Below are 19,923 nucleotides of genomic sequence, written 5' to 3'. Positions count from 1 at the left end.
AGTTTATAATTAAATAAGAAATTATGGATTACAAAAAAACAAACGCTCCGACAAATACTGTTACTCGTAACATGATGGAGTTGTGCGAAGATACTGGTAATGTATACGAAACAGTGGCAATCATCGGTAAACGTTCAAATCAGATTGCAGTGGAAATGAAAAACGACCTTTCAAAGAAATTGCAGGAGTTTGCGTCTTACAATGATAACTTGGAAGAAGTATTTGAAAACAGAGAGCAGATTGAAATTTCTCGTTATTACGAAAAACTTCCGAAGCCGACTTTGATTGCTACTCAGGAGTATATCGAAGGAAAGGTATATTATAGAAACCCTGCGAAAGAGAAAGAAAAACTGCAGTAAAGATAGAATACGGTTTACGATTATGATACAGCGTATTCAAACAGTTTATTTGCTGATCGTAGCTATCCTGATGGTAGTTATGATGTCTTTCCCGGTTGGTAATCTGATTGCTGCCGACTATACGGTTACAGAGTTTACCAATTTGGCTTTGGTAGCCGCTGACGGTACTGCCGATTATGCTCCTTGGGCTATGTTTGTAATTTTGCTGGTGGTAGGATTTGTAGCTTTAGGAACAATTTTCTTGTATAGAAAGCGTATGTTGCAGATTCGTCTGACTTTGTTCAGCATTATTCTGCTGGTCGGCTATTATGCTACACTGGCAACTTTTGTGCTGATGCTGAAAGGGGAGAATAGTTTTGCTCCGTCGTGGACACTTTGTTTGCCTTTAGTCGCTATTGTATTGAATTGGTTGGCAATACGTGCTATTGGTAAGGATGAGATGCTGGTAAAGGCGTACGAAAGACTTCGTTAATAGAGAACTTATTTATAATATAAAAAATCAAGCTTGGCTTTGTGAAGCGGTTGCTTTCCTCAGCCAAGCTTGATTTTTTTTTTGTATTCTTGTATAAGGGATAATGATATTATTGGATTAAGAACTATTATTTCTTTTCCAGCCATTTTAGATTGAACTGGTAATATAGGTTGCTACTTACAATATGTATTGTATTATCCGGGGTTTGTGTTCCTGCCAGATAACCTCTGGGTTCTGCATGAGTGGCATCCATAATGAAATGTCCAGTCCATGCTCCTCCATTCAGAAAACGTGTTGTTCCGTCTGTCAGTGGCTTTTTAACGGGCCAGGTCTTTCCTTCGTCGTAGGATACGGCTGCGTACATTCCATATCCGGTATACGTGGTCCCATCGGCAGCAGTAAAGGTCATTCCTCTTTCTTTTTCCGGAGTACGTTGCGGATGGTCGGTAAACGAAACAAGAAGAATAGCTCCTTCATTCAGTCTCATCAATACCAGTCGCTGTCCTCCGTCGATGGGAGGGAAGGGAGAAGGAGAGTAGGTCCATGTTTTACCCAAATCGTGTGACAAACTCATAGGCATTCTTTTCTTTCCTTCCTGATTGACGATACTGTTACCTCTTCCTAAAGCCATAAGCGTGCCGTCTTTTAAGGCCACTACTCCTGCATGTATTCCTGCAATAGTACTTCCCCGCTTATCTTTGTTGAAGTCGGGTAAGGCTTTTCCGTCCCAAGGGTCAGTCCATGTTTTACCTTCATCTTTACTGATATGAATGGCACTTCCGTCATGACTTCCTGGTCCGGCATCACATGCCTGGATAAGGTATCCTTCTTTCGATCTTGATGTACCTGAAATGACTTGATGTCTTTTGGTATGCTCTGAAGCTATGATTTGTGGTTTACTCCAGCTTAATCCATTATCATGGCTTCTGCGAAGTATCATCATCAGGTTTTGCCAGTCGCCTGCAGCTTCTACTCCATTCAGATGAAGCAGTTCTCCTTTGCCATTGTTGAACAGGGATGTTCCTGTCAGATTCCGGCCCGGTATTTTGAGAAAGAGCTCAGCTTCGCTCCATTGTCTTGTACCTTTCTTCAATCGGGATGAGAGTACAGCCATTTCTCTGCTGTTTTCCTCATTGGCAGAAAACCAGACGGCGAGTAAGTCACCGTTATCGCACCAGGTAAGAGAAGGCTGATGGTTGTGTTTGTAGAAAGGAATTTTTTTATTGGAAGGAGGTATGACATAAGGAATAGGAGGGAGAAAGAATGCTTTTTCTTTGTCGATTCTGCAAGATATGGGGTTGAAGTCGCTCTCTACCACTCTGAATCCGGTCAGACTATGTTTATCTTCCGGAATCATAGCCATTCGGGTTGCACTTCGTAAATATTGTACAGGGGTATGGTGACTTCCGCCTCGGGTTATTTTGTATTCTCCTTCGTCCGGGCCTACCGGATTGGTTTGAGCTTCGCTGCTATATGCTCCATACCAGTCGTAACACCACTCTTCTACATTGCCGTGCATATCGTATAACCCGAAAGCATTGGGTGCCGACTGAGCCACCTTTAGAGAAACAGGCTGATAATCTCTGGCAATGACTTGGTTCTTGCACATCTCTTCCGGAAGGGCATCTCCTGTATTATATGGAGTATAACTTCCGGCACGACATGCATATTCCCATTCGGCTTCGGTAGGCAGTCGGTAGTTTTTTCCTTCTTTTTTACTGAGCCATGTACAGAAATCAACGGCATCTTGATACGAAACATAAACTACTGCATCATTATCGTTGCAGGAAAGTCCGTTTTTCCCTCTGTACTTTTTATGACTGGGCATAAATTCTTCGAACTGTGCATTGGTTACTTCTGTAACACCCATTCTGAAAGAATAAGTCAATGTCACAGGATGAATGGGAGATTCGTCAGCTCCGGCAATAGCATCGGTACTTCCCATGTAGAAAGTTCCGGCAGGAATATTTACAGTCTCTATACGTTGGCTGTATAGATTGTTGCATATCAAGCAAGAACAGCAGACGGTTAAAAAGGTTTGTAGTTTTTTCATGTAATTATTAGTCAAAGTAGTTCTTATTCAAATTCTTTTATGTTGCCATTTTCCTTTCTTTATATAGAAGTAGCTGACTATACCGATGCAAAATGCATAGAGATGTTCCGTTGTCCAACAGATAGCAACATCAGCTTTTAGCCCCATTACAATGATTGATGTATATATCAGGTAAATGCAAAGTGAAGCCATCTCCAGTATGAAGGCTGCCCTTGTGTTTCCGGTACCGGATACAGCCTGAAAATAAATATGACCAGGTATCATGAACAGATACGAAGAACATAGTACCCATAAGGTAGGTATGCAGGCTTGTTTCAGTTCTTCAATGTCTGTATAAATACTTAGTACCGGAATCGGTAGTAAAGCGATTAGCGCTACAAGAGGGAGTACGATGTAGGCGCACAAGCGGATGTGTTGGCGGATAAGGGCAGGTACTTCATGTACATGGCCTGCTCCAATCTGATTACTTATCAAAGAACCGCAGGTAGAGGAGAAAGCCGCTACTGTCATGAACGGTAAGCTCGATACACTGCGAATAATGTTGGAGATAGCTAAAGGTCGTTCTCCTAAATGCTCTATGAAAATGAAAAACAGAAACCAGGTAGACAGTGATACGAAGTTCTGTATCATGGTCCATAAGGAAATATGCATTATCTGTACAAGTTCTTTGGCTCGGAATGCTGGAATAATATGTAGGGCATATTTCCGGTAATCAATCCGTCTCTTTGTATAAATGATGAAAAAGATGACAGAGACCAGTTCTGCCAGTGAAGAACCGATGGCTGCTCCGGCAATGCCTAAAGCAGGAAAGCCGAACTTACCGAATATAAATGTGTAGTTGAATATCACATTAGAAAGTACCATGACTATAGAATTCAGTGTCAGTGTCTTTGTCTGTGTGGTACCGACAAAGAAGGCACGGAACATAGCTCCGATGAAAGAGAAAAAGAAACCGAATACTCTCCAGTGGATGTAGTCGGCTGCTGCATCTCTTACGTGAGGAGACGAAATCAGGAATCCTAAAATCTCATCGGAAAAGATTTGCGACAAGGTAAACACAACTGCACTCATGGCCATCAGAAAATAGATGCCTTGATAGAAAATATTTCCTATGGCCTGATATTGCTCTTCTCCATTGCGTCGGGCTATTAAGATTTGAGAACCGATGGTAAAACCGAATCCAATCATGAAAATAGCAAGGTAATATACACCGGCAATGGCAGATGCTCCTAACTCAACTTCTCCTACACGTCCTAAAAAGGCAGTATCGGTAATTCCAATCATCTGCTCCATCAACAGACTGATTAGAATAGGATAGGCTATAAGCCAGATTTGTTTGTGGGTATAATGTGTTGCTGATGATTTCATCCGAATAATGGTTTGCTTTTTCCACTTATTTCTTGTATGTCAATGCGGATAATCTCAGTCCGGAAGAAAGATTTTTCAGCATATGTCATGCCTTTTATCTTATGCTCCGGGCAGTATTTGCTAATGAATAAAGAAAGGGCCGACATACGTTCTGCATCCGGTAGACTGTGATAGGCTTCTCCCTGTACGACCACACTTTCGTAGGCCGTAGTAAACTGTTCCGGAAGTACTTTAGTTCTTCCTGTTACGCAAAAAGAAACCCGATTGCACCGATCGATACAATTCAGTTTTCTGCCTACGGGAGCACAATGTATATAAATGGAATTTCCTCTGTCCCATACGTAACTTAAGGGGATGCCATAAGCTCCGTCTCCGTTCTCAGATTGCATGGAAAGTATTCCATATTCCCCTTCTTTTAAAATCTCAAATGCGCGTGTTTCGTTTAATGTACGATCCTGACGCCGTACATGTTCATTGGTGAATTTCATAATGCGATATATTCTGTTTATTTATGCACAAAAATGATGCGGCAAAGTTATTTATTTTTTCGTATCTTTGCGCTTTCTAAAATAAAAAGAACACTATGAAATCAGACATCGAAATTGCTCGTAGTATTGAGCTGACTAAGATTAAACAGATTGCACGTGACTATGATATCCCCGTAGAAGAAATTCAAAATTACGGACGTTACATCGCAAAAGTTCCTGAAACATTGATAGACGATGAAAAAGTAAAGAAAAGTAACTTAATATTGGTTACTGCTATTACTCCGACTAAAGCCGGTATTGGTAAGACTACGGTGTCTATTGGTTTGGCTTTAGGTCTTAATAAGATTGGCAAAAAAGCAATTTGTGCATTGCGTGAGCCTTCTTTGGGTCCGTGTTTCGGTATGAAAGGTGGAGCAGCCGGAGGTGGATATGCTCAGGTTCTTCCGATGGAGAAAATCAACTTGCACTTTACCGGTGACTTCCATGCCATTACTTCTGCCCATAATATGATTGCGGCTTTGCTGGATAACTATATGTATCAGAATCAGGATAATGGATTTGCCTTGAAAGAAGTTTTGTGGAATCGTGTGCTCGACGTAAACGACCGTGGCCTTCGTTATATTGTGACCGGATTGGGGGGAAAAACCAATGGTATTACCCGTGAATCTGGATTTGATATCACTCCAGCTTCCGAGATTATGGCAATTTTGTGTCTGGCTACAGATGAAGATGATTTGCGCCGTAGAATCGAAAATATTTTGTTGGGCTTTACTATCGACAATAAACCGTTTACTGTAAAAGATCTGGGTGTGGCTGGTGCCATTACTGTATTGTTGAAGGATGCGATTTCTCCTAACCTGGTACAGACAACAGAACATACAGCTGCTTTCGTTCATGGTGGTCCGTTTGCTAACATTGCTCACGGTTGTAACTCTGTGCTGGCTACCAAACTGGCTATGACATTCGGCGATTATGTCATTACAGAGGCCGGTTTCGGAGCTGACTTGGGAGCAGAGAAATTTTATGATATCAAGTGTCGCAAGGCGGGATTGCAGCCTAAACTGACTGTTATAGTAGCTACTGCACAAGGATTGAAAATGCATGGTGGAGTCAGTCTTGACAAGATAAAAGAACCTAATATGGAAGGTTTGTATAAAGGACTTGCCAATCTGGAAAAACACTTGCGTAACTTACAGTCATTCGGTCAGACCGTTGTAGTTGCATTCAACCGCTATGCAAATGATTCGGATGAAGAAATCGAATTTGTACGTTCTCACTGTAAATCTATTGGTATTGGTTTTGCTGTAAACAATGCCTTTGTGGAAGGTGGAGCAGGAGCGGTAGAGTTGGCTAATCTGGTTGTGGATACCATTGAAAACAAACCTTCTCAACCTCTTCATTTCGCATACGAAGAAAAAGACAGCATTGAAGAAAAAATCCGTAAAGTGGCATGCGATCAGTATGGTGCCAGCATCATTACATATAGTGCTACAGCTAAGAAGAAAATCAAGATGGCAGAAAGTCTGGGATATGAAAAATTCCCTATCTGTATTGCCAAGACTCAATATTCATTCTCAACCGATGCTAAACAGTATGGTGTGGTAGAAGGTTTTGAATTCCATGTACGCGACATTGTACTGAATGCAGGAGCTGAGATGCTGGTAGTAATTGCCGGAGAAATTATGCGTATGCCGGGATTGCCTAAAGAGCCTCAGGCTTTGCATATCGACATCGTGAATGGAGAAATAGAAGGTTTGTCATAAATTTTGGCCGTATAACGAACGAACTTCAGGAATAATTCCTACTTTTGTAGAAGATTGTTTAGATTATTCCTGATTAATAAAATAATTGTTCTTATGAAGAAAAGAATCCTTGTCACTGGTGGAACCGGATATATTGGTTCGCATACAGTAGTGGAATTGCAGAATAACGGATATGAAGTGATTATTGTCGACAATCTTTCAAATTCACGTGCGGAAGTCGTAGACAGTATTGAAAAGATTACAGGTATTCGTCCGGCTTTTGAAAAGGTAGATTGCTTGGACTATGCTGGAATGGATGCTGTGTTCAGCAAATATCCGGGAATTAAAGGTATTATTCACTTTGCAGCAAGCAAGGCTGTCGGTGAGTCTGTACAGAAACCTCTGTTGTATTATCGCAACAATTTGGTTTCATTGATTAATCTGCTTGAGCTGATGCCGAAACATGAGGTAGAAGGCATTATCTTCTCTTCTTCATGTACCGTATACGGACAGCCTGACAAACTGCCGGTTACAGAGCAGGCTCCTATCAAGAAGGCTGAATCTCCTTATGGAAATACCAAACAGATTAATGAGGAAATCATTCGTGATACAGTAGCTTCAGGAGCTCCGATACAGGCTATTCTGCTTCGTTACTTCAATCCGATAGGGGCACATCCTACTGCATTGATTGGTGAACTTCCTAACGGTGTACCGCAGAATCTGGTTCCGTATCTTACCCAGACTGCAATGGGCATACGCGAAAAACTGAGTGTTTTTGGCGATGATTATAATACTCCTGACGGTTCTTGTATTCGTGACTATATTTACGTGGTTGATTTGGCTAAAGCCCATGTGATAGCAATGAACCGTATCATGGATAAGAAGCAGAAAGAAAAAGTGGAAGTGTTCAATATCGGAACAGGCCGTGGAGTTTCTGTATTGGAACTGATTCACGCGTTCGAAAGTGCTACAGGCGTAAAACTGAACTATCAGATTACAGGACGTCGTGCCGGAGATATCGAACAGGTATGGGCAGATCCTTCATTCGCAAATAATGAATTGGGATGGAAAGCCGATACAACAATAGAAGAAACCTTGCGTTCTGCTTGGAATTGGCAAGTAAAACTTCGTGAAGAAGGAATACAATAAATTTTTTTGGAGAATATGCGAACAAATAACACTCTTTTTGTGTTATACTAAGTGCAGACACTTTTAAGGCATTTGTAGATATGTGAATATGTGTAAATGCTTTCTGTTCCTTTGGGTGCAGAGAAGTGTCGATGCATAGTAGTTTTGTCGTGTTTTATTTTGTGTTTGTGTTGTGACTGTTCTCCGGCGTGAGCCGGGGGACAGTTTTTTGTTTGTCACCTCAATGGGAATTTGTATCTTTGCGCCCGAATTGTGAGAGAACATGAAAAAAGATACTCGTTATAGGTGGGCCTGGCATAAGGTAGAACAGTTGCCTTTATTGGCCTATTTGGTAAAATGGTTGTTGCTGTCAGGTGTGGCAGGAGTGTGTATTGGTTCAGCATCCGCGTTGTTGCTGGTCTCTTTAAACTGGGCAACAGATTATCGTGAAGCCCATAAATGGATTATAGCCGCTCTTCCTTTAGCCGGATTGGTTATTGGTCTGATGTATCATTATTGGGCTGGTACAGCAGCTAAAGGCAATAATTTTCTGATAGAGGAAATTCGCTCTCCTCGTGACATTATTCCTTTCCGTATGGCTCCTTTGGTATATATCGGAACGGTTCTGACTCATCTTTTCGGAGGATCCGCCGGTCGTGAAGGTACCGGAGTACAGATGGGTGGAGCCATAGCCGACCAGTTTTCCCGCTTGTTCCGTTTGCATCGCCGCGATCATAAAGTAATGGTACTGATGGGTATCAGTGCCGGTTTTGCTTCCGTATTCGGTACTCCTTTGGCGGGAGCGGTATTTGGGCTGGAGGTTATTGTAGTAGGACGAATGCGATACGAAGCCATTCTTCCGGCTTTTCTGTCGGCGGTTTTTGCTCATCTCACTTGTCATAGCTGGGGAGTAGCTCATACACATTACCCGGCTCCTGTAGTGCCGGAACTTCAGGTTGCTCCTATTCTGTGGGTTTGCGTGGCCGGTATTCTTTTCGGACTTGCTGCGATGCTTTTTTCCCGCTCCATTGGTTTTTGGGGAAATCTTGCCAAGAAATACATTGCTTATCCTCCTTTACGTCCGGTAGCAGGAGGTATCATCATTGCACTGGCTGTATATGCGTTGGGTACAACGAAATACATCGGTTTGGGAGTGCCTACTATTGTGGCTTCCTTTTCCGAGCAGCAGATGTGGTACGATTTTCTGCTGAAGCTTCTTTTTACCACCTTTACTATCGGTGTCGGTTTTAAAGGGGGAGAAGTTACACCGTTGTTCTTTGTCGGTGCCACATTAGGCAGTGCGCTGGCTTTTGTTTTGCCTTTGCCTATGTCTTTACTGGCTGGAATGGGTTTTGTGGCTGTTTTTGCAGGAGCAACAAATACTCCGGTGGCTTGTACGCTGATGGGGATTGAACTTTTTGGTATTGAGCCGGGTATTTACATTGGCATAGCCTGTGTGGTAGCTTATCTGTTTTCAGGGCATACCGGAATCTATACAGCACAGGTAGTAGGCAGTCCCAAGCATCTGCTGTATTTAAGAAAGAAGGGACATACATTAAAGTAAGCATAAGAAAGATTGTTTTTAAGGATAAAGAGTTATGGCACACTCTAAAGAGATGACATCCGGCGCTTCGTTGCCGTTGATATTCAATTTTACAATTCCCTTGTTGTTGGGAAGCCTGCTGCAGCAAACCTATTCATTGGTCGATGCTGCTATTGTAGGAAAATTTTTAGGAATCAATGCACTGGCATCAGTCGGAGCCAGTACCTCGGTTGTATTTCTTATTTTGGGATTCTGCAACGGCTGTTGCGGAGGATTCGGTATTCCGGTAGCGCAGAAGTTTGGCGCGCACGATTATGTGACGATGCGCCGTTATGTGGCAGTCAGTCTGAAACTGGCCGCATTGCTTTCTGTAATCATAGCTTTGATTACCAGCTTGCTCTGTGCATTTATTTTGCGGGTGATGCAGACGCCGGAAACTATATTCGACAATGCCTACTATTATCTGCTGATTACTTTTATCGGGGTACCTTGTACCTTTTTCTATAACCTGTTGTCCAGTATCATCCGTGCATTGGGCGACAGCAAGACACCTTTCTGGTTTTTGCTGTTTTCTACAGTATTGAATATTTTACTCGATTTACTCTGTATCCTGGTTTTCGGTTGGGGTGTGGCAGGGGCAGCCATCGCTACTGTCTTTTCACAAGGCGTGTCGGCTGTATTGTGCTACCTGTACATGAACCGTAAGTTTGAGATTCTCCGTATGACTCCGTCCGACCGTAAATTCCGTCCGGAATTGGCCAAGCAGCTCCTTTATATCGGTACACCGATGGGACTGCAGTTCTCCATTACTGCCATCGGAAGCATCATGTTGCAGAGTGCGAACAATGCCTTGGGAACTGCTTGTGTGGCTGCTTTTACAGCCGGTATCCGTATCAAGATGTTCTTCCTCTGTATGCTGGAAAGTTTGGGTATCGCGATGGCTACCTATTGCGGCCAGAATTACGGAGCCGGAAAGCCGGAGCGTATTTGGCAGGGAGTAAAGTCGGCTACATTGCTTATGGTTATTTATGTGGTGATTGTAAACGGTATTCTGTGGGGATTTGCAGAGCGGTTTACTCTGCTTTTTGTCGATGCTTCCGAACATGAGATAATAGAGAAAGCAGCTTTATTCCTTCATGTATCCGTTTCGTTCTTTCCGTTTTTGGGTATGTTGTGTATTCTCCGCTATTCTATTCAGGGAGCAGGATATACCAATCTGGCCATGTTCTCCGGTGTGGCAGAGATGATAGCACGTATTTTGGTGAGTGTGGTAGCGGTTCCTTTGTGGGGCTTCTGGGCTATTTGCTTTGGTGATCCTACGGCTTGGGTTTTTGCAGTAATATTCCTTGTGCCAGCTTTTGCATATATGTATCGCCGGTTGAAGGTGATTGTTGCACGCGAACGGGCTGACAAAATGTAATATGTCGTTGCTCCTTTTTCCTTTGTAAATGAAGATTTCAAATTGTCAAATCAGACCCTTCTACACGGCGTTATTTGGAGCCGGATACGGAGCCGATGACAAATTCCTCCGTTTTTAAGGGGTTGGGGAAATCAGGAAGATAGCAATAACCTTTAAAAACAGAAATCGTGATAGATTTGATTGCAGTAAACCGTGAGATGGGAAGGTGAATACGTCTTTTTCTCCCCTTTTATCAGAATAAAAATGTATGCTGAAATCGGGAGTTGGAGGCTAAAATTATGTAAAAAAGGGCTTGAAAATAGATTTTCTGCAGCATCAATCTACGCGAATGGTCGCGTGGACTGATGCGATTAGTCGCGTAGGCAGATGATACAAGTATCGTAAGCCCTTTATTCAAGTACCGTAGGCTGTCATTTCAGGTCTTATTAATCTGCTGTAAAGCATGTTTTTGCCTGCTTTTTGAGTGAAAAATGCTACCGGATTTTCTCGTGAGTACACTTTGTATTGAAAATACGCGTTAGCGCGAAATATGGATTTCTTACATTTGTATAGTTAAAAGCGCATTTCAGAATAAAAGTGTCAATCTGAAAAATACCTCCGGCCTGCTCTCTTTCTGACTGGCAGGTGAGGGCAGACCGGAATGCTTAGTTCTTGACAGGCAACCGTTTCCATATCCAGCGTGGGATGAGGCGCCATCCCCATACCAGCAGCCGGTATCTCCAGTCGATAATTGCCACCCGTTTTTTCCGTTTCAGTGCACAGACAATGTGTCGGGCAGTGGTTTGTGCATCCATCAGCATAGGGTAGTGTTTGTTGTCATTCAGAATATCTGTTTTTACAAAGCCGGGGCGTATGTCTGTAAAGTGAACCGGTATCTTCTGCATATAGGCCAGTTGCTCCAGAGCATCGATGTAGATGTTCTGAAAGCGTTTGCTTGCAGAGTAAGCGGGAGCAGAACCTAAGCCTTTGGTACCGGCTATGGAACTGATTACGGCAATGTGTCCGTATCCCTGCTTGCGGAAATAGCGGAAAGCAGCGCCTACCATGCGTACAAATCCTGTTCCGTTGGTTTCCAGTGTACGTATTTCGATGTCTGCATTCAAGTCTCTGTTCTGACGGCCGATACCCGAACTTTGAAGAAACAGATCCATTCCGCCTACCTGTTCTATCAGTTGGTAGAGTCGTGCTTCGGCCTCGTCCTCTTGTACATCTATACACTGAATACTGATTTGTGAAGGAGCTTCGGCCTGCAGTTCTTTTAAGAGTGCTTCCCGGCGTCCGGCTATGCCGATGTGCCAGCCTTCTGCCACGAGCTGTCGGGCTACTTCTTTACCGATGCCCGAGGTGGCTCCTACAATAATGGCGCGTTTGTGGTTCATGGTCTTTCTCTATTGGTTGGTTCTTATTTCATACATAAAATCGTGTGCGGTTGGTGTAGTTGCACCTTCTTGCGCATAATGGAATTTTCCGGCAAAAGGCATCTTCTCGTTGACCGGCCGCAGCTCTTGCGTAAGATGATTGCAGAATACCGTATACGAATGGTTGTTCATTCGTGCTCCAGCATCATCCCGGAAAACGGTAATGTAGTGGTTCAGCGGATAGGCATGTACAATCTGATTGATATCGAGTGCCAGTGCCCGTGCTTCGGCGGGGGTGATGCGGTCGAACAGATTCGACAGATTGAATACAACCAGCTCGGACAATACCGAATGTGCCATCCAGAATTCTGCTTTCAGGGCCGTGAGTTTAGGGTAGAAGGCACATGCTACATGGCGATAACTTTCGGTCTGGAAAAAATGAGCCGCCGTTTCTCCCATTTCCTGAAGCGGATAAATGCCGATGTACGTCAGGGCGGTACGCGGCAACTGGCGGCAGGTGTCGGCAAATGCCAGACCCGATGCTCCTGCTTCATAAGAAAGATCGCAGAATACGGTTCTTCCCGATGCATTTTTCATGGCAGTGGCAAAAAGGTTACCGTTGCCCTCCCATAAAGATCGGGCTGCCGCATATTGACGTGGCATATAATAATGGTTGTACAGCAACGCATAGTCGGCGGGTGCAGACAAGGCAGCTTCCGAACGGAAGGTACAGCGCCCGTAACCGGTTATTTCACGATGATATACTTCATCCTGACGGTTGTTTTGCTCTTGGAAAGGTTGTTCGACGGTTTCCGTAAAAACTTGCCGGAATGCGTCGGGCAGCGGGTATACAGCTGGATTCAAGTCCCATCCGGCTGTATAGTCTGGTATATCGAACCGTCCGTTGCAGAAATCATCTGTATTCGTTTCAATGTATCCGTTTCGCATCCGGATGTATTCCATCAGCTTATAGAAGGTGATATGGCTGCCCAATACCTGTGGATTTCCTGTCAGGATAAGTTGCTTGCGGGCACGGGTAATGGCCACATTCAGTTTGCGGTCTATCAGAAAGTCTCCTTCCCGGAAGGTATTGGCGGTAAGGAAATTCAACTGACTGAAATTGCGTATGGTAAACGAGTAGATGATGACATCGCGCTGACTGCCCTGATAGCGTTCTACGGTATCGATGGAGATATCGAGCAAGGCAGGTATTTCCAGTCGGGCGATTTCCTTCCGGATCATGGCTATCTGGTTGCGGTAAGGTACGATGACACCTACTGTTTTATGGACATCAAAGTTGGCCTCTGTCAGTCGGTAGATGTGTTGCAGCAGACAGGCTACGATACGTGCTTCGTTTAAGTTGGTTTTCTCTGAGAGATGAACCTCTTGCGGAGTTTCTGCCGGGATAAATATCATACGGCGGTTGGCCAGCAGGCGGTCGGTGCTGTCTTGTACTTTTGTAGTATCCGGATATGGAAAAGTTTCTTCCTGATGAGGCAGAGGAACAGGCTCCAGTTGCTCGTAATAGTAGAATGTCTGATTGGGAAATTCGGACACGGCCGGATGCATACGTCCCTGTTTGTGGAGAATGCTGCGGTGGGTGTCCGCACATTGCTTGTACAGACGCTCGAACAGCGAGTTACGGCAGTCGTATAGCCCGATTTGTTGTAAGATAGGGTCATTGACAGCTGCTTCTTCTACACTCTGCTGTGCGATGGCGGGCAACTGTTTGTAGTCGCCTATCAGTACAAACTTGTCGATGGCATTTGCCTGTCCGCAGCGTGCCGATAAAATTCCGGTCAGGTCTGGTTCCAGAATCTGTGAGGCTTCGTCGATAATCGCCAACTGGAAATGTTTCAGATTAAACAGATGCAGGCGGTTGTTGATGGCCGTAGTAGTTCCTACAAAAATGCGTGTATCGGCAATTTTCTGTTTGATATCGGTCAGTTTGGGGCAATCCGCCAGACTGTTTTTCAGCAGATAAGGCAGAAAACGCTTGTCGCAGGAGAGCTCGTTTCCGATGCGGATAAACGGAGTCTGTGCGGCGATGCCCGAGTCGACCAGCATACTGCATATCTCGTCTACAGCCCTGTTGGTATACGACAGCAACAGAAGTGAAGCATCCGGTTCTGTCAGTGCTTCTTCTACCATATAGCGCAAGGCGCAGGAGGTCTTTCCTGTACCCGGAGGACCTACCAGCAAAAAGTAGTCGTCGGCTTGTTTCTCTTTCAGAATAAGCTCATCAAAGCGGCCGTAAGAGCCGTTCAGTTTGCGTTCTGTGCAACAGGAAGGCATACGCTGGCAGAGAATGAGTGCTTTGCGGTCTGCGCGTGCCGATAAAAAGGCATACAGTCCGCGCATGGCGGCGGTAGCAGAAGAGTCGGAGAAGTCGTGCTCAATGGCAAATGTGTCGTGTTCGTCTCCTATAATATCTTTGTTCTGCTGCCCGTTTCGCAACAGAATTGTAATCCGGTCGGTCTGAATGCTGACAATGTTTCCTTTCATCAGAATCTGATTGCGGACATCGGGTTGCTCTTTGTAGGAATAGAAGATAATGATGTCGCCTGCACGGAAATTGGGCAGGAATTCATCGTCTTGCTGGGGAATACTCAGTTCGATGAGGTCGTATCCTTTGTTGGGACTGCTTTGTGCTTTGGAACGGATGGTCAGTCCCAGTAAGATGTTGCCCGACTCCAGTTTCTCGGCAAGTGGCATATGCCATAAGGAGGCAAATCCGTTGGAGGGGTCGACACGTCCTCCGGTCTTGCCTAAAATCTGCTCTTTGGATACGAAGGTGAAGAAGCGCTGGAAGTAAGCTCGTTCCAATGGGGTACAGCGCTTTAAAGTATTGATGGTTTCTTGTAGCTGAGGCTCCTGGAAGTCGTTCCACAATCGGTTGCACACCTGTCTTTCGTTGAGCAGGTCTGTATTGAGTTGTTCTACAACGGGGGTAATGGCTCCTTCTCCGAAGCTGATTTCATTGGCAACGATGTAATTGCGCAGTCTCATGCTTTCTCTAAACAGTGTTTCAGCAAAGTGTTCTATCATCAGGCCGTCGGTATATTTAGAGTAAAGAAGGAAGGTCTGCAAGTCGTTGGTCTCTTTCCCGAAGTTGTACATCAAGACTCCCTGATAGAGCATCATCTGTACAAAGTGGTCTTCCTTGTGCTTGCGGTTGAACTCATCTCTTTTACCCGATTTCTGTTCTATCAGCACTTTAAAGTCTTTCTGTAGCATATCGACACGTCCCTGCAATCCTAGTTTTTCGCAGATGAAAGAGGCTTCGAGCAGGGTGTTGTGCTTGTCGAAGGCATGGATATTGTGTGGAAGTATGTCTTGTACAAACGATCGGATATTGACCATCTGTGCCTGTGCCTGTTCATGAAAGTTGGCTGGGAGCGGGCAGGTACAAAACTCCAGTGCCGATGAGGCAAAGAACTTTTTGATGGTACGGGCATAGGTAACCGGTTCTTCGCTGTGTTCGTTGATGTAATCGTCAAGAAACTGGCTGGCCAGGTTACCCATCAGAATGGGAGCGGTATTGGCCTTGGGCTTTACCTTGTTGAGGAAAAAGTTCAGCGGATGACGTCCGTATTCACGGAAGCAGGCCGCCAGTGAACTGATGTCAATCAGGTAGTCCGGATGAATGATAATGAGCTGTGGGATGTAATGGTTCTCCTCATCAATGTGTACATCGAGCAGGTTGATGGGAAGGTTTTCTGTCAGCAGTTCGTGCAGATAGGATAAATCTCCGTTGCATCCTCCTTTCATATAGTCGATGATGATGAAAGGGTCTTCTTCACTGTCGGTCGCAGCAAAGATGTGGTTCTCGTTCCAACTTGTAACCGAAGCTCGTATGTAGGGAATACGCGAGTGCTGCGTACCTTTATAAGGACGGTTGGAATGAGGTATTTGAGGAAGCAGACTGGCAGGAATGTCTTCTTCGAAGGCCAGTGAAATGAAACGTACCAGCGCGCGCAAATCGTAAAGATATTCTTCCATCAGGGGCTGAAAGTCGTTTCGCATGGCTGCATTGCAATTGCGGCGCATCGTTTGTATGGCATATTTGTCCGAAGGAGTCATGCGTTTCTCCTTGCAAATGTAGTCGATACGGGAGAACAGATTGGCAAAAGAAAAGGTTACCCCCACTGTCAGTTCGTAGCAGGCTTGTTCCAAAACTTTATACAGAAGAATGTATTTGGCCCGGAGATTTTCGGGAGCTGCTGCGGGCTGGCGGTGTATCTGTTCAATACGGTTGTACAGATCGAAGGACTGTATTTCGATTCGTGAGGTAGAAAAGTCAAACATTATCGGGCAGATACATTAGAGATATTCAGAGAACTGTATGTGTGGAGCTGTGTAAGCTGAAAACGAGGATAAGATATAGTGTATCTGTCTGTGTGAAAGCAAGTTCTAAAATTCATACTATCTTTGTTTTTACTATGAAAAACAAAGATAGTGTTTTTATTTTATTTTGTCCGTACTTTTTCTTTTCGCAGTGGCTTGTTGCGGAGGCGCAGACTGTTGGTTACTACGCTTACACTACTCATGGCCATGGCTGCTCCCGCCAGCATCGGATTCAAAAGAAAACCATTGATTGGGAACAGGATGCCGGCAGCTACCGGTACTCCGATCAGATTGTAGATGAATGCCCAGAACAGATTCTGACGGATAGTGCGGACGGTAAGCGCAGACAGACGGATGGCTTCTGGAATTTTGGTCAGATCGGATGAGATTAATGTAATTTTTGCCACATCCATGGCAATATCGCTTCCTTTACCCATTGCAATACTCAGGTCGGCTTGGGCAAGAGCAGCACTGTCGTTTATTCCATCGCCTACCATGGCTACACATTTGCCTTTCTGTTGCAAGGATTTGATGTATGCAGCTTTTTGTTGAGGCAATACTTCGGCCTGGTAGTGGCTGATACCGGCTTGTCGGGCAATGGCTTGTGCGGTAGAAGGGTTGTCGCCGGTCAGCATCACGACATCGATTCCCTGTTGTTGAAGGAGGGAGATGGCTTCTCGGGATGTTTCTTTAATGCGGTCGCTGATGGCTGCGATACCCAGGACTTGCTTCTCGTCGGCAAACCAGATGACGGTCTGTGCGTCACGGGTAAAGGTTGCTGCGGTTTCTTCCTGCTCGCTGGAAATCCGGATACCCTGTGTTTTAAGCAACTGCTCGTTTCCGGCCAGATAATACTGATTGTTGAAACAGGCTTTTACACCTTGTCCGGTGAGACTTTCGAATTGGGTAAGGGGCAGGAATTCTCCTTTCAGATGGTGGGTGACGGCATTGGCCAGTGGGTGTTCGGAGAGTTTCTCCAGACTGTAAAAGATATTGCGGATTTCTTCGCTGTTGTTCCACCATATCATGTGGTTTACAGTAGGCTGTCCTTCGGTAATAGTACCGGTTTTATCCAGTACGATGGTGTCGATTCGTTTGGCTGTTTCCAGACTTTCTGCGTCTTTTATCAGGATTCCCTGTTCTGCTCCTTTTCCTATTCCTACCATGATGGCTGTAGGAGTGGCCAGTCCCAAAGCACAGGGACAGGCAATGATGAGTACGGTAACTGCGGCCAGTAGTCCGTGGGTAAATCCGTTCTCTGGGGCAAGTATCAGCCATAATACAAAGCTTAGAAGGGCAATACTGAGGATGACGGGTACAAAGATTCCGGCAATCTTGTCGACCAGTTTCTGTACCGGAGCCTTGCTGCCTTGTGCCTCTTGTACCATGTGGATGATATGGGCAAGCATGGTATCAGAGCCAACTTTTTCGGCTTTGAACTGGAAGCTTCCTTTTTGGTTGATGGTACCTGCAAAAACGCGACTGCCTTTTTCTTTATAGACAGGCACCGGTTCTCCGCTTAGCATACTTTCGTCGATATACGAATTGCCTTCGTAAACCATACCGTCGACAGCAATTTTTTCTCCTGGTTTTACGAGAAGAGTGTCGTGTACACGGATTTGTTCGATACTGACTTCCTGCTGCTTGCCGTCAGGAGTAAGAAGTGTGACAGTTTTAGGTTGAAGTCCGATTAGTTTTTTGATGGCAGCTGATGTGTTGTCTTTGGCTCTTGCTTCGAGCAGTCGTCCTAATAGGATGAAGGCAATGATGACACTGGCTGCTTCGAAATATACGTGTGGCTGTACACCTCGCTCCAGCCAGAATTCAGGATAGAAGAGATTGAAAAGACTGAACAGGTAGGCAATGCCGGTACTGTTGGCTACTAAAGTGTCCATATTGGCAGAGCGGTGCTTGAGTTGCTTCCAGGCGTTGATATAAAAGTCTCTTCCCAACCAGAATACGACAGGGGTGGAGAGTATCCACATGATATAATTGGCATAAGGTATGTCCATAAAGAACATTCCGATAAGGGCAATGGGCAGTGACAGAAGAATAGCCCAGATGGTACGCACTTTCTGATGGTGCAGTTTTTCTGTATGAGTATGTTCTGCTTCTTCTGGTTCTTGAGGTTGTATGTCTACGATTAAGTCGTATCCTGCTTTTTGGATGGCAGTTTTCAGTGCTTCGGGTGAGCAGAGTGAAGTATCATATTCTACTGTAGCCGTAGCTGCTGCATAGTTTACTGTGGCTGATAATACTCCGGGTTGTTTGTTCAGGGTTTTATCAACGCGTGCCGCGCAGGCGGCACAACTCATCTCGAGTACGGGAAAGGTTTGTTTGACGATTTTATTGTTTGCCATAATTCTTTTTTTATTGGAAGCAAAGATACAGTGGCAAACGGTAGGAGGTGTTATATAATTATGGATATGATTTATACGATTTGGTCAATGGCTTTTCTTTTTTGTTCTTTTATTTTCCTGAATTGACTGGGAGTGGTTCCGGTTACACTTTTAAACTGTGCACTTAAATGTGCTGTGCTCGAGTAGTTGAGCTTTATGGCTATTTCGTTGAGGGATAGCTCGTTGTAGAGTAGTAGTTCTTTTACTCGTTCTATCTTTTGGGCGATGAAATACTTTTCAATGGTCATACCTGTGGTTTCTGAAAATAGTTTGCTGAGCAGACTATACTCGGAGTGACATTTTGTAGTCAGGTAATCCGATAGATTGGTCTTGAGATTGTTATCCTGATAGTAAATCAGTTCGATAATTTCTTTCTTTATTTGCTCAATTAGCCGGATACGTTTGTCGTCTATCAGTTCAAATCCGATGGGGCGCAGTTGTTCGTCTATTGCTTTATAGTCGTTGGGTAATAATTGTTCTTCAACGATAACTTTACCCAATTCTATGTGCCGGAGGGTAAATCCCATATTTGTGAGCAATTGTTTTACAACCATGATGCAACGGTTGCAGACCATATTTTTTATATAAATAGTACTTCCTTCCATATCTGTATAACGAACTTTATTTACAAAACTATAAACAATTTGTGAGAAGATGATGTTTTCTTTTATATTTATGGCAATTAATATTGATATAAAGAAATATGAAGAAAATGCTTTGTCCGCAGTGTAAGATTGCTGCTATGTATGTAAAGAACGAGAAAGGGGAACGTTTGTTAGTGTATGTAACAGATGAAGGGGAAGTGGTGGCCAAGGATCCGGAACACTCACTTGATGGGTATGATACATCAGAAGTTTTTTGTTTGGGATGTTCGTGGCATGGTTCTCCCAAACGTTTGGTGAAGTATTAAGATGTTAGGAAAGGAGGAAAAATATTGAGATTATAATTTTCGTATAGCTGTTTGCCTTATTTTTATGCTTTGTTTTTTGGGAGGGTATGCCTTCAGTAGGATGATAATAAAACTGTTGAGTGTTGTTTATTTGATTTTTTGTAAGCAAAGTAGGGCGTTTTTTCTGTGAGTTTTTCATTCTTGTGTCATTTGAGAGTATGTTTTTTCAAAAAGATTTTTTCCTTGAGGAAAGATAAATGTGCTTATATTATATAATAATGTATATGGAAATCTCCGTTATATCCTCCTTTGCAGAAAAACAACTCATAAAACCTGCTGTAAAACAGTTATTTGCAA

The 19,923-nt window shown here is 44.1% G+C and carries 14 protein-coding genes; 7 read left to right on the top strand and 7 right to left on the bottom strand.

From position 1 onward, the window contains the following. Positions 1-23: 23 nt before the first annotated feature. Both WKU26_RS06965 and WKU26_RS06960 read left to right on the top strand, forming a co-directional pair. Entirely contained in the window at positions 24-359 is a 336-nt protein-coding gene (locus WKU26_RS06965; RefSeq protein WP_340321408.1) for a DNA-directed RNA polymerase subunit omega, read from the top strand. A 22-nt stretch (positions 360-381) separates the two neighbouring features. Further along, complete coding sequence (locus WKU26_RS06960) at positions 382-831, top strand: DUF4293 domain-containing protein (protein ID WP_340321407.1); 450 nt, start codon at positions 382-384, stop codon at positions 829-831. A 127-nt stretch (positions 832-958) separates the two neighbouring features. Here WKU26_RS06960 and WKU26_RS06955 read toward each other — a convergent pair whose 3' ends face one another. Genes WKU26_RS06955 through WKU26_RS06945 form a run of 3 tightly spaced genes read right to left on the bottom strand, consistent with a single transcriptional unit; the run spans position 959 to position 4,740 of the window. Then, the gene (locus WKU26_RS06955) at positions 959-2,884 is read right to left on the bottom strand and encodes an SUMF1/EgtB/PvdO family nonheme iron enzyme (protein ID WP_340321406.1); all 1,926 of its coding nucleotides are present in this window, start codon (positions 2,882-2,884) and stop codon (positions 959-961) included. 27 nt (positions 2,885-2,911) lie between these two features. Continuing rightward, positions 2,912-4,252, bottom strand: coding sequence for an MATE family efflux transporter (locus WKU26_RS06950; RefSeq protein ID WP_340321405.1), 1,341 nt, complete (start codon positions 4,250-4,252; stop codon positions 2,912-2,914). Further along, complete coding sequence (locus WKU26_RS06945) at positions 4,249-4,740, bottom strand: pyridoxamine 5'-phosphate oxidase family protein (RefSeq protein WP_340321404.1); 492 nt, start codon at positions 4,738-4,740, stop codon at positions 4,249-4,251. Before WKU26_RS06945 ends, WKU26_RS06950 begins: the two co-directional genes overlap by 4 nt. A 95-nt stretch (positions 4,741-4,835) precedes the next feature. Here WKU26_RS06945 and WKU26_RS06940 point away from each other — a divergent pair, with 95 nt between their 5' ends. From WKU26_RS06940 to WKU26_RS06925, 4 genes are all read left to right on the top strand, one after another. Beyond that, positions 4,836-6,503 (top strand): formate--tetrahydrofolate ligase, encoded by a 1,668-nt coding sequence (locus WKU26_RS06940; RefSeq protein WP_269878250.1) that lies wholly within the window; start codon positions 4,836-4,838, stop codon positions 6,501-6,503. A gap of 93 nt (positions 6,504-6,596) precedes the next feature. Further along, complete coding sequence (gene galE / locus WKU26_RS06935; RefSeq protein WP_269878251.1) at positions 6,597-7,631, top strand: UDP-glucose 4-epimerase GalE; 1,035 nt, start codon at positions 6,597-6,599, stop codon at positions 7,629-7,631. A gap of 262 nt (positions 7,632-7,893) precedes the next feature. Then, on the top strand, positions 7,894-9,174 hold the full coding sequence (locus WKU26_RS06930) for a voltage-gated chloride channel family protein (RefSeq protein WP_340321403.1): 1,281 nt from the start codon (positions 7,894-7,896) through the stop codon (positions 9,172-9,174). A 34-nt stretch (positions 9,175-9,208) separates the two neighbouring features. After that, positions 9,209-10,573 carry an MATE family efflux transporter gene (locus WKU26_RS06925; RefSeq protein ID WP_340321402.1) on the top strand — a complete coding sequence of 455 codons (1,365 nt, stop codon included), beginning with the start codon at positions 9,209-9,211 and terminating at the stop codon, positions 10,571-10,573. Between the two features lie 644 nt (positions 10,574-11,217). Here the strand turns inward: WKU26_RS06925 and WKU26_RS06920 are convergent. The 4 genes from WKU26_RS06920 to WKU26_RS06905 all read right to left on the bottom strand — a co-directional run bounded on the left by WKU26_RS06920 (position 11,218) and on the right by WKU26_RS06905 (position 19,282). Beyond that, the gene (locus WKU26_RS06920; RefSeq protein WP_340321401.1) at positions 11,218-11,952 is read right to left on the bottom strand and encodes an SDR family NAD(P)-dependent oxidoreductase; all 735 of its coding nucleotides are present in this window, start codon (positions 11,950-11,952) and stop codon (positions 11,218-11,220) included. Positions 11,953-11,961: 9 nt separating this feature from the next. Then, positions 11,962-16,239 (bottom strand): AAA domain-containing protein, encoded by a 4,278-nt coding sequence (locus WKU26_RS06915; protein ID WP_340321400.1) that lies wholly within the window; start codon positions 16,237-16,239, stop codon positions 11,962-11,964. 161 nt (positions 16,240-16,400) lie between these two features. Next, positions 16,401-18,638, bottom strand: coding sequence for a heavy metal translocating P-type ATPase (locus tag WKU26_RS06910; RefSeq protein ID WP_340321399.1), 2,238 nt, complete (start codon positions 18,636-18,638; stop codon positions 16,401-16,403). 71 nt (positions 18,639-18,709) lie between these two features. Beyond that, on the bottom strand, positions 18,710-19,282 hold the full coding sequence (locus WKU26_RS06905) for a helix-turn-helix domain-containing protein (protein ID WP_340321398.1): 573 nt from the start codon (positions 19,280-19,282) through the stop codon (positions 18,710-18,712). Positions 19,283-19,380: 98 nt separating this feature from the next. Here WKU26_RS06905 and WKU26_RS06900 point away from each other — a divergent pair, with 98 nt between their 5' ends. Beyond that, positions 19,381-19,587 carry a hypothetical protein gene (locus WKU26_RS06900; RefSeq protein WP_340321397.1) on the top strand — a complete coding sequence of 69 codons (207 nt, stop codon included), beginning with the start codon at positions 19,381-19,383 and terminating at the stop codon, positions 19,585-19,587. The last annotated feature ends 336 nt before the right edge of the window (positions 19,588-19,923 follow it).

It is taken from the genome of Phocaeicola sp. HCN-40430 (assembly GCF_037890285.1).
Taxonomy (GTDB): domain Bacteria; phylum Bacteroidota; class Bacteroidia; order Bacteroidales; family Bacteroidaceae; genus Phocaeicola; species Phocaeicola acetigenes.
Note: the sequence above shows the minus strand (reverse complement) of the source record. Positions and strands in the feature narration are given on the sequence as shown.

What these genes read in the sequence shown, in the direction of transcription:
- WKU26_RS06965 (WP_340321408.1), top strand. Translation starts at nt 24, where the DNA reads ATGGATTACAAAAAAACAAACGCTCCGACAAATACTGTTACTCGTAAC.
- WKU26_RS06960 (WP_340321407.1), top strand. Translation starts at nt 382, where the DNA reads ATGATACAGCGTATTCAAACAGTTTATTTGCTGATCGTAGCTATCCTG.
- WKU26_RS06955 (WP_340321406.1), bottom strand. Translation starts at nt 2,884, where the DNA reads ATGAAAAAACTACAAACCTTTTTAACCGTCTGCTGTTCTTGCTTGATA.
- WKU26_RS06950 (WP_340321405.1), bottom strand. Translation starts at nt 4,252, where the DNA reads ATGAAATCATCAGCAACACATTATACCCACAAACAAATCTGGCTTATA.
- WKU26_RS06945 (WP_340321404.1), bottom strand. Translation starts at nt 4,740, where the DNA reads ATGAAATTCACCAATGAACATGTACGGCGTCAGGATCGTACATTAAAC.
- WKU26_RS06940 (WP_269878250.1), top strand. Translation starts at nt 4,836, where the DNA reads ATGAAATCAGACATCGAAATTGCTCGTAGTATTGAGCTGACTAAGATT.
- galE (WP_269878251.1), top strand. Translation starts at nt 6,597, where the DNA reads ATGAAGAAAAGAATCCTTGTCACTGGTGGAACCGGATATATTGGTTCG.
- WKU26_RS06930 (WP_340321403.1), top strand. Translation starts at nt 7,894, where the DNA reads ATGAAAAAAGATACTCGTTATAGGTGGGCCTGGCATAAGGTAGAACAG.
- WKU26_RS06925 (WP_340321402.1), top strand. Translation starts at nt 9,209, where the DNA reads ATGGCACACTCTAAAGAGATGACATCCGGCGCTTCGTTGCCGTTGATA.
- WKU26_RS06920 (WP_340321401.1), bottom strand. Translation starts at nt 11,952, where the DNA reads ATGAACCACAAACGCGCCATTATTGTAGGAGCCACCTCGGGCATCGGT.
- WKU26_RS06915 (WP_340321400.1), bottom strand. Translation starts at nt 16,239, where the DNA reads ATGTTTGACTTTTCTACCTCACGAATCGAAATACAGTCCTTCGATCTG.
- WKU26_RS06910 (WP_340321399.1), bottom strand. Translation starts at nt 18,638, where the DNA reads ATGGCAAACAATAAAATCGTCAAACAAACCTTTCCCGTACTCGAGATG.
- WKU26_RS06905 (WP_340321398.1), bottom strand. Translation starts at nt 19,282, where the DNA reads ATGGAAGGAAGTACTATTTATATAAAAAATATGGTCTGCAACCGTTGC.
- WKU26_RS06900 (WP_340321397.1), top strand. Translation starts at nt 19,381, where the DNA reads ATGAAGAAAATGCTTTGTCCGCAGTGTAAGATTGCTGCTATGTATGTA.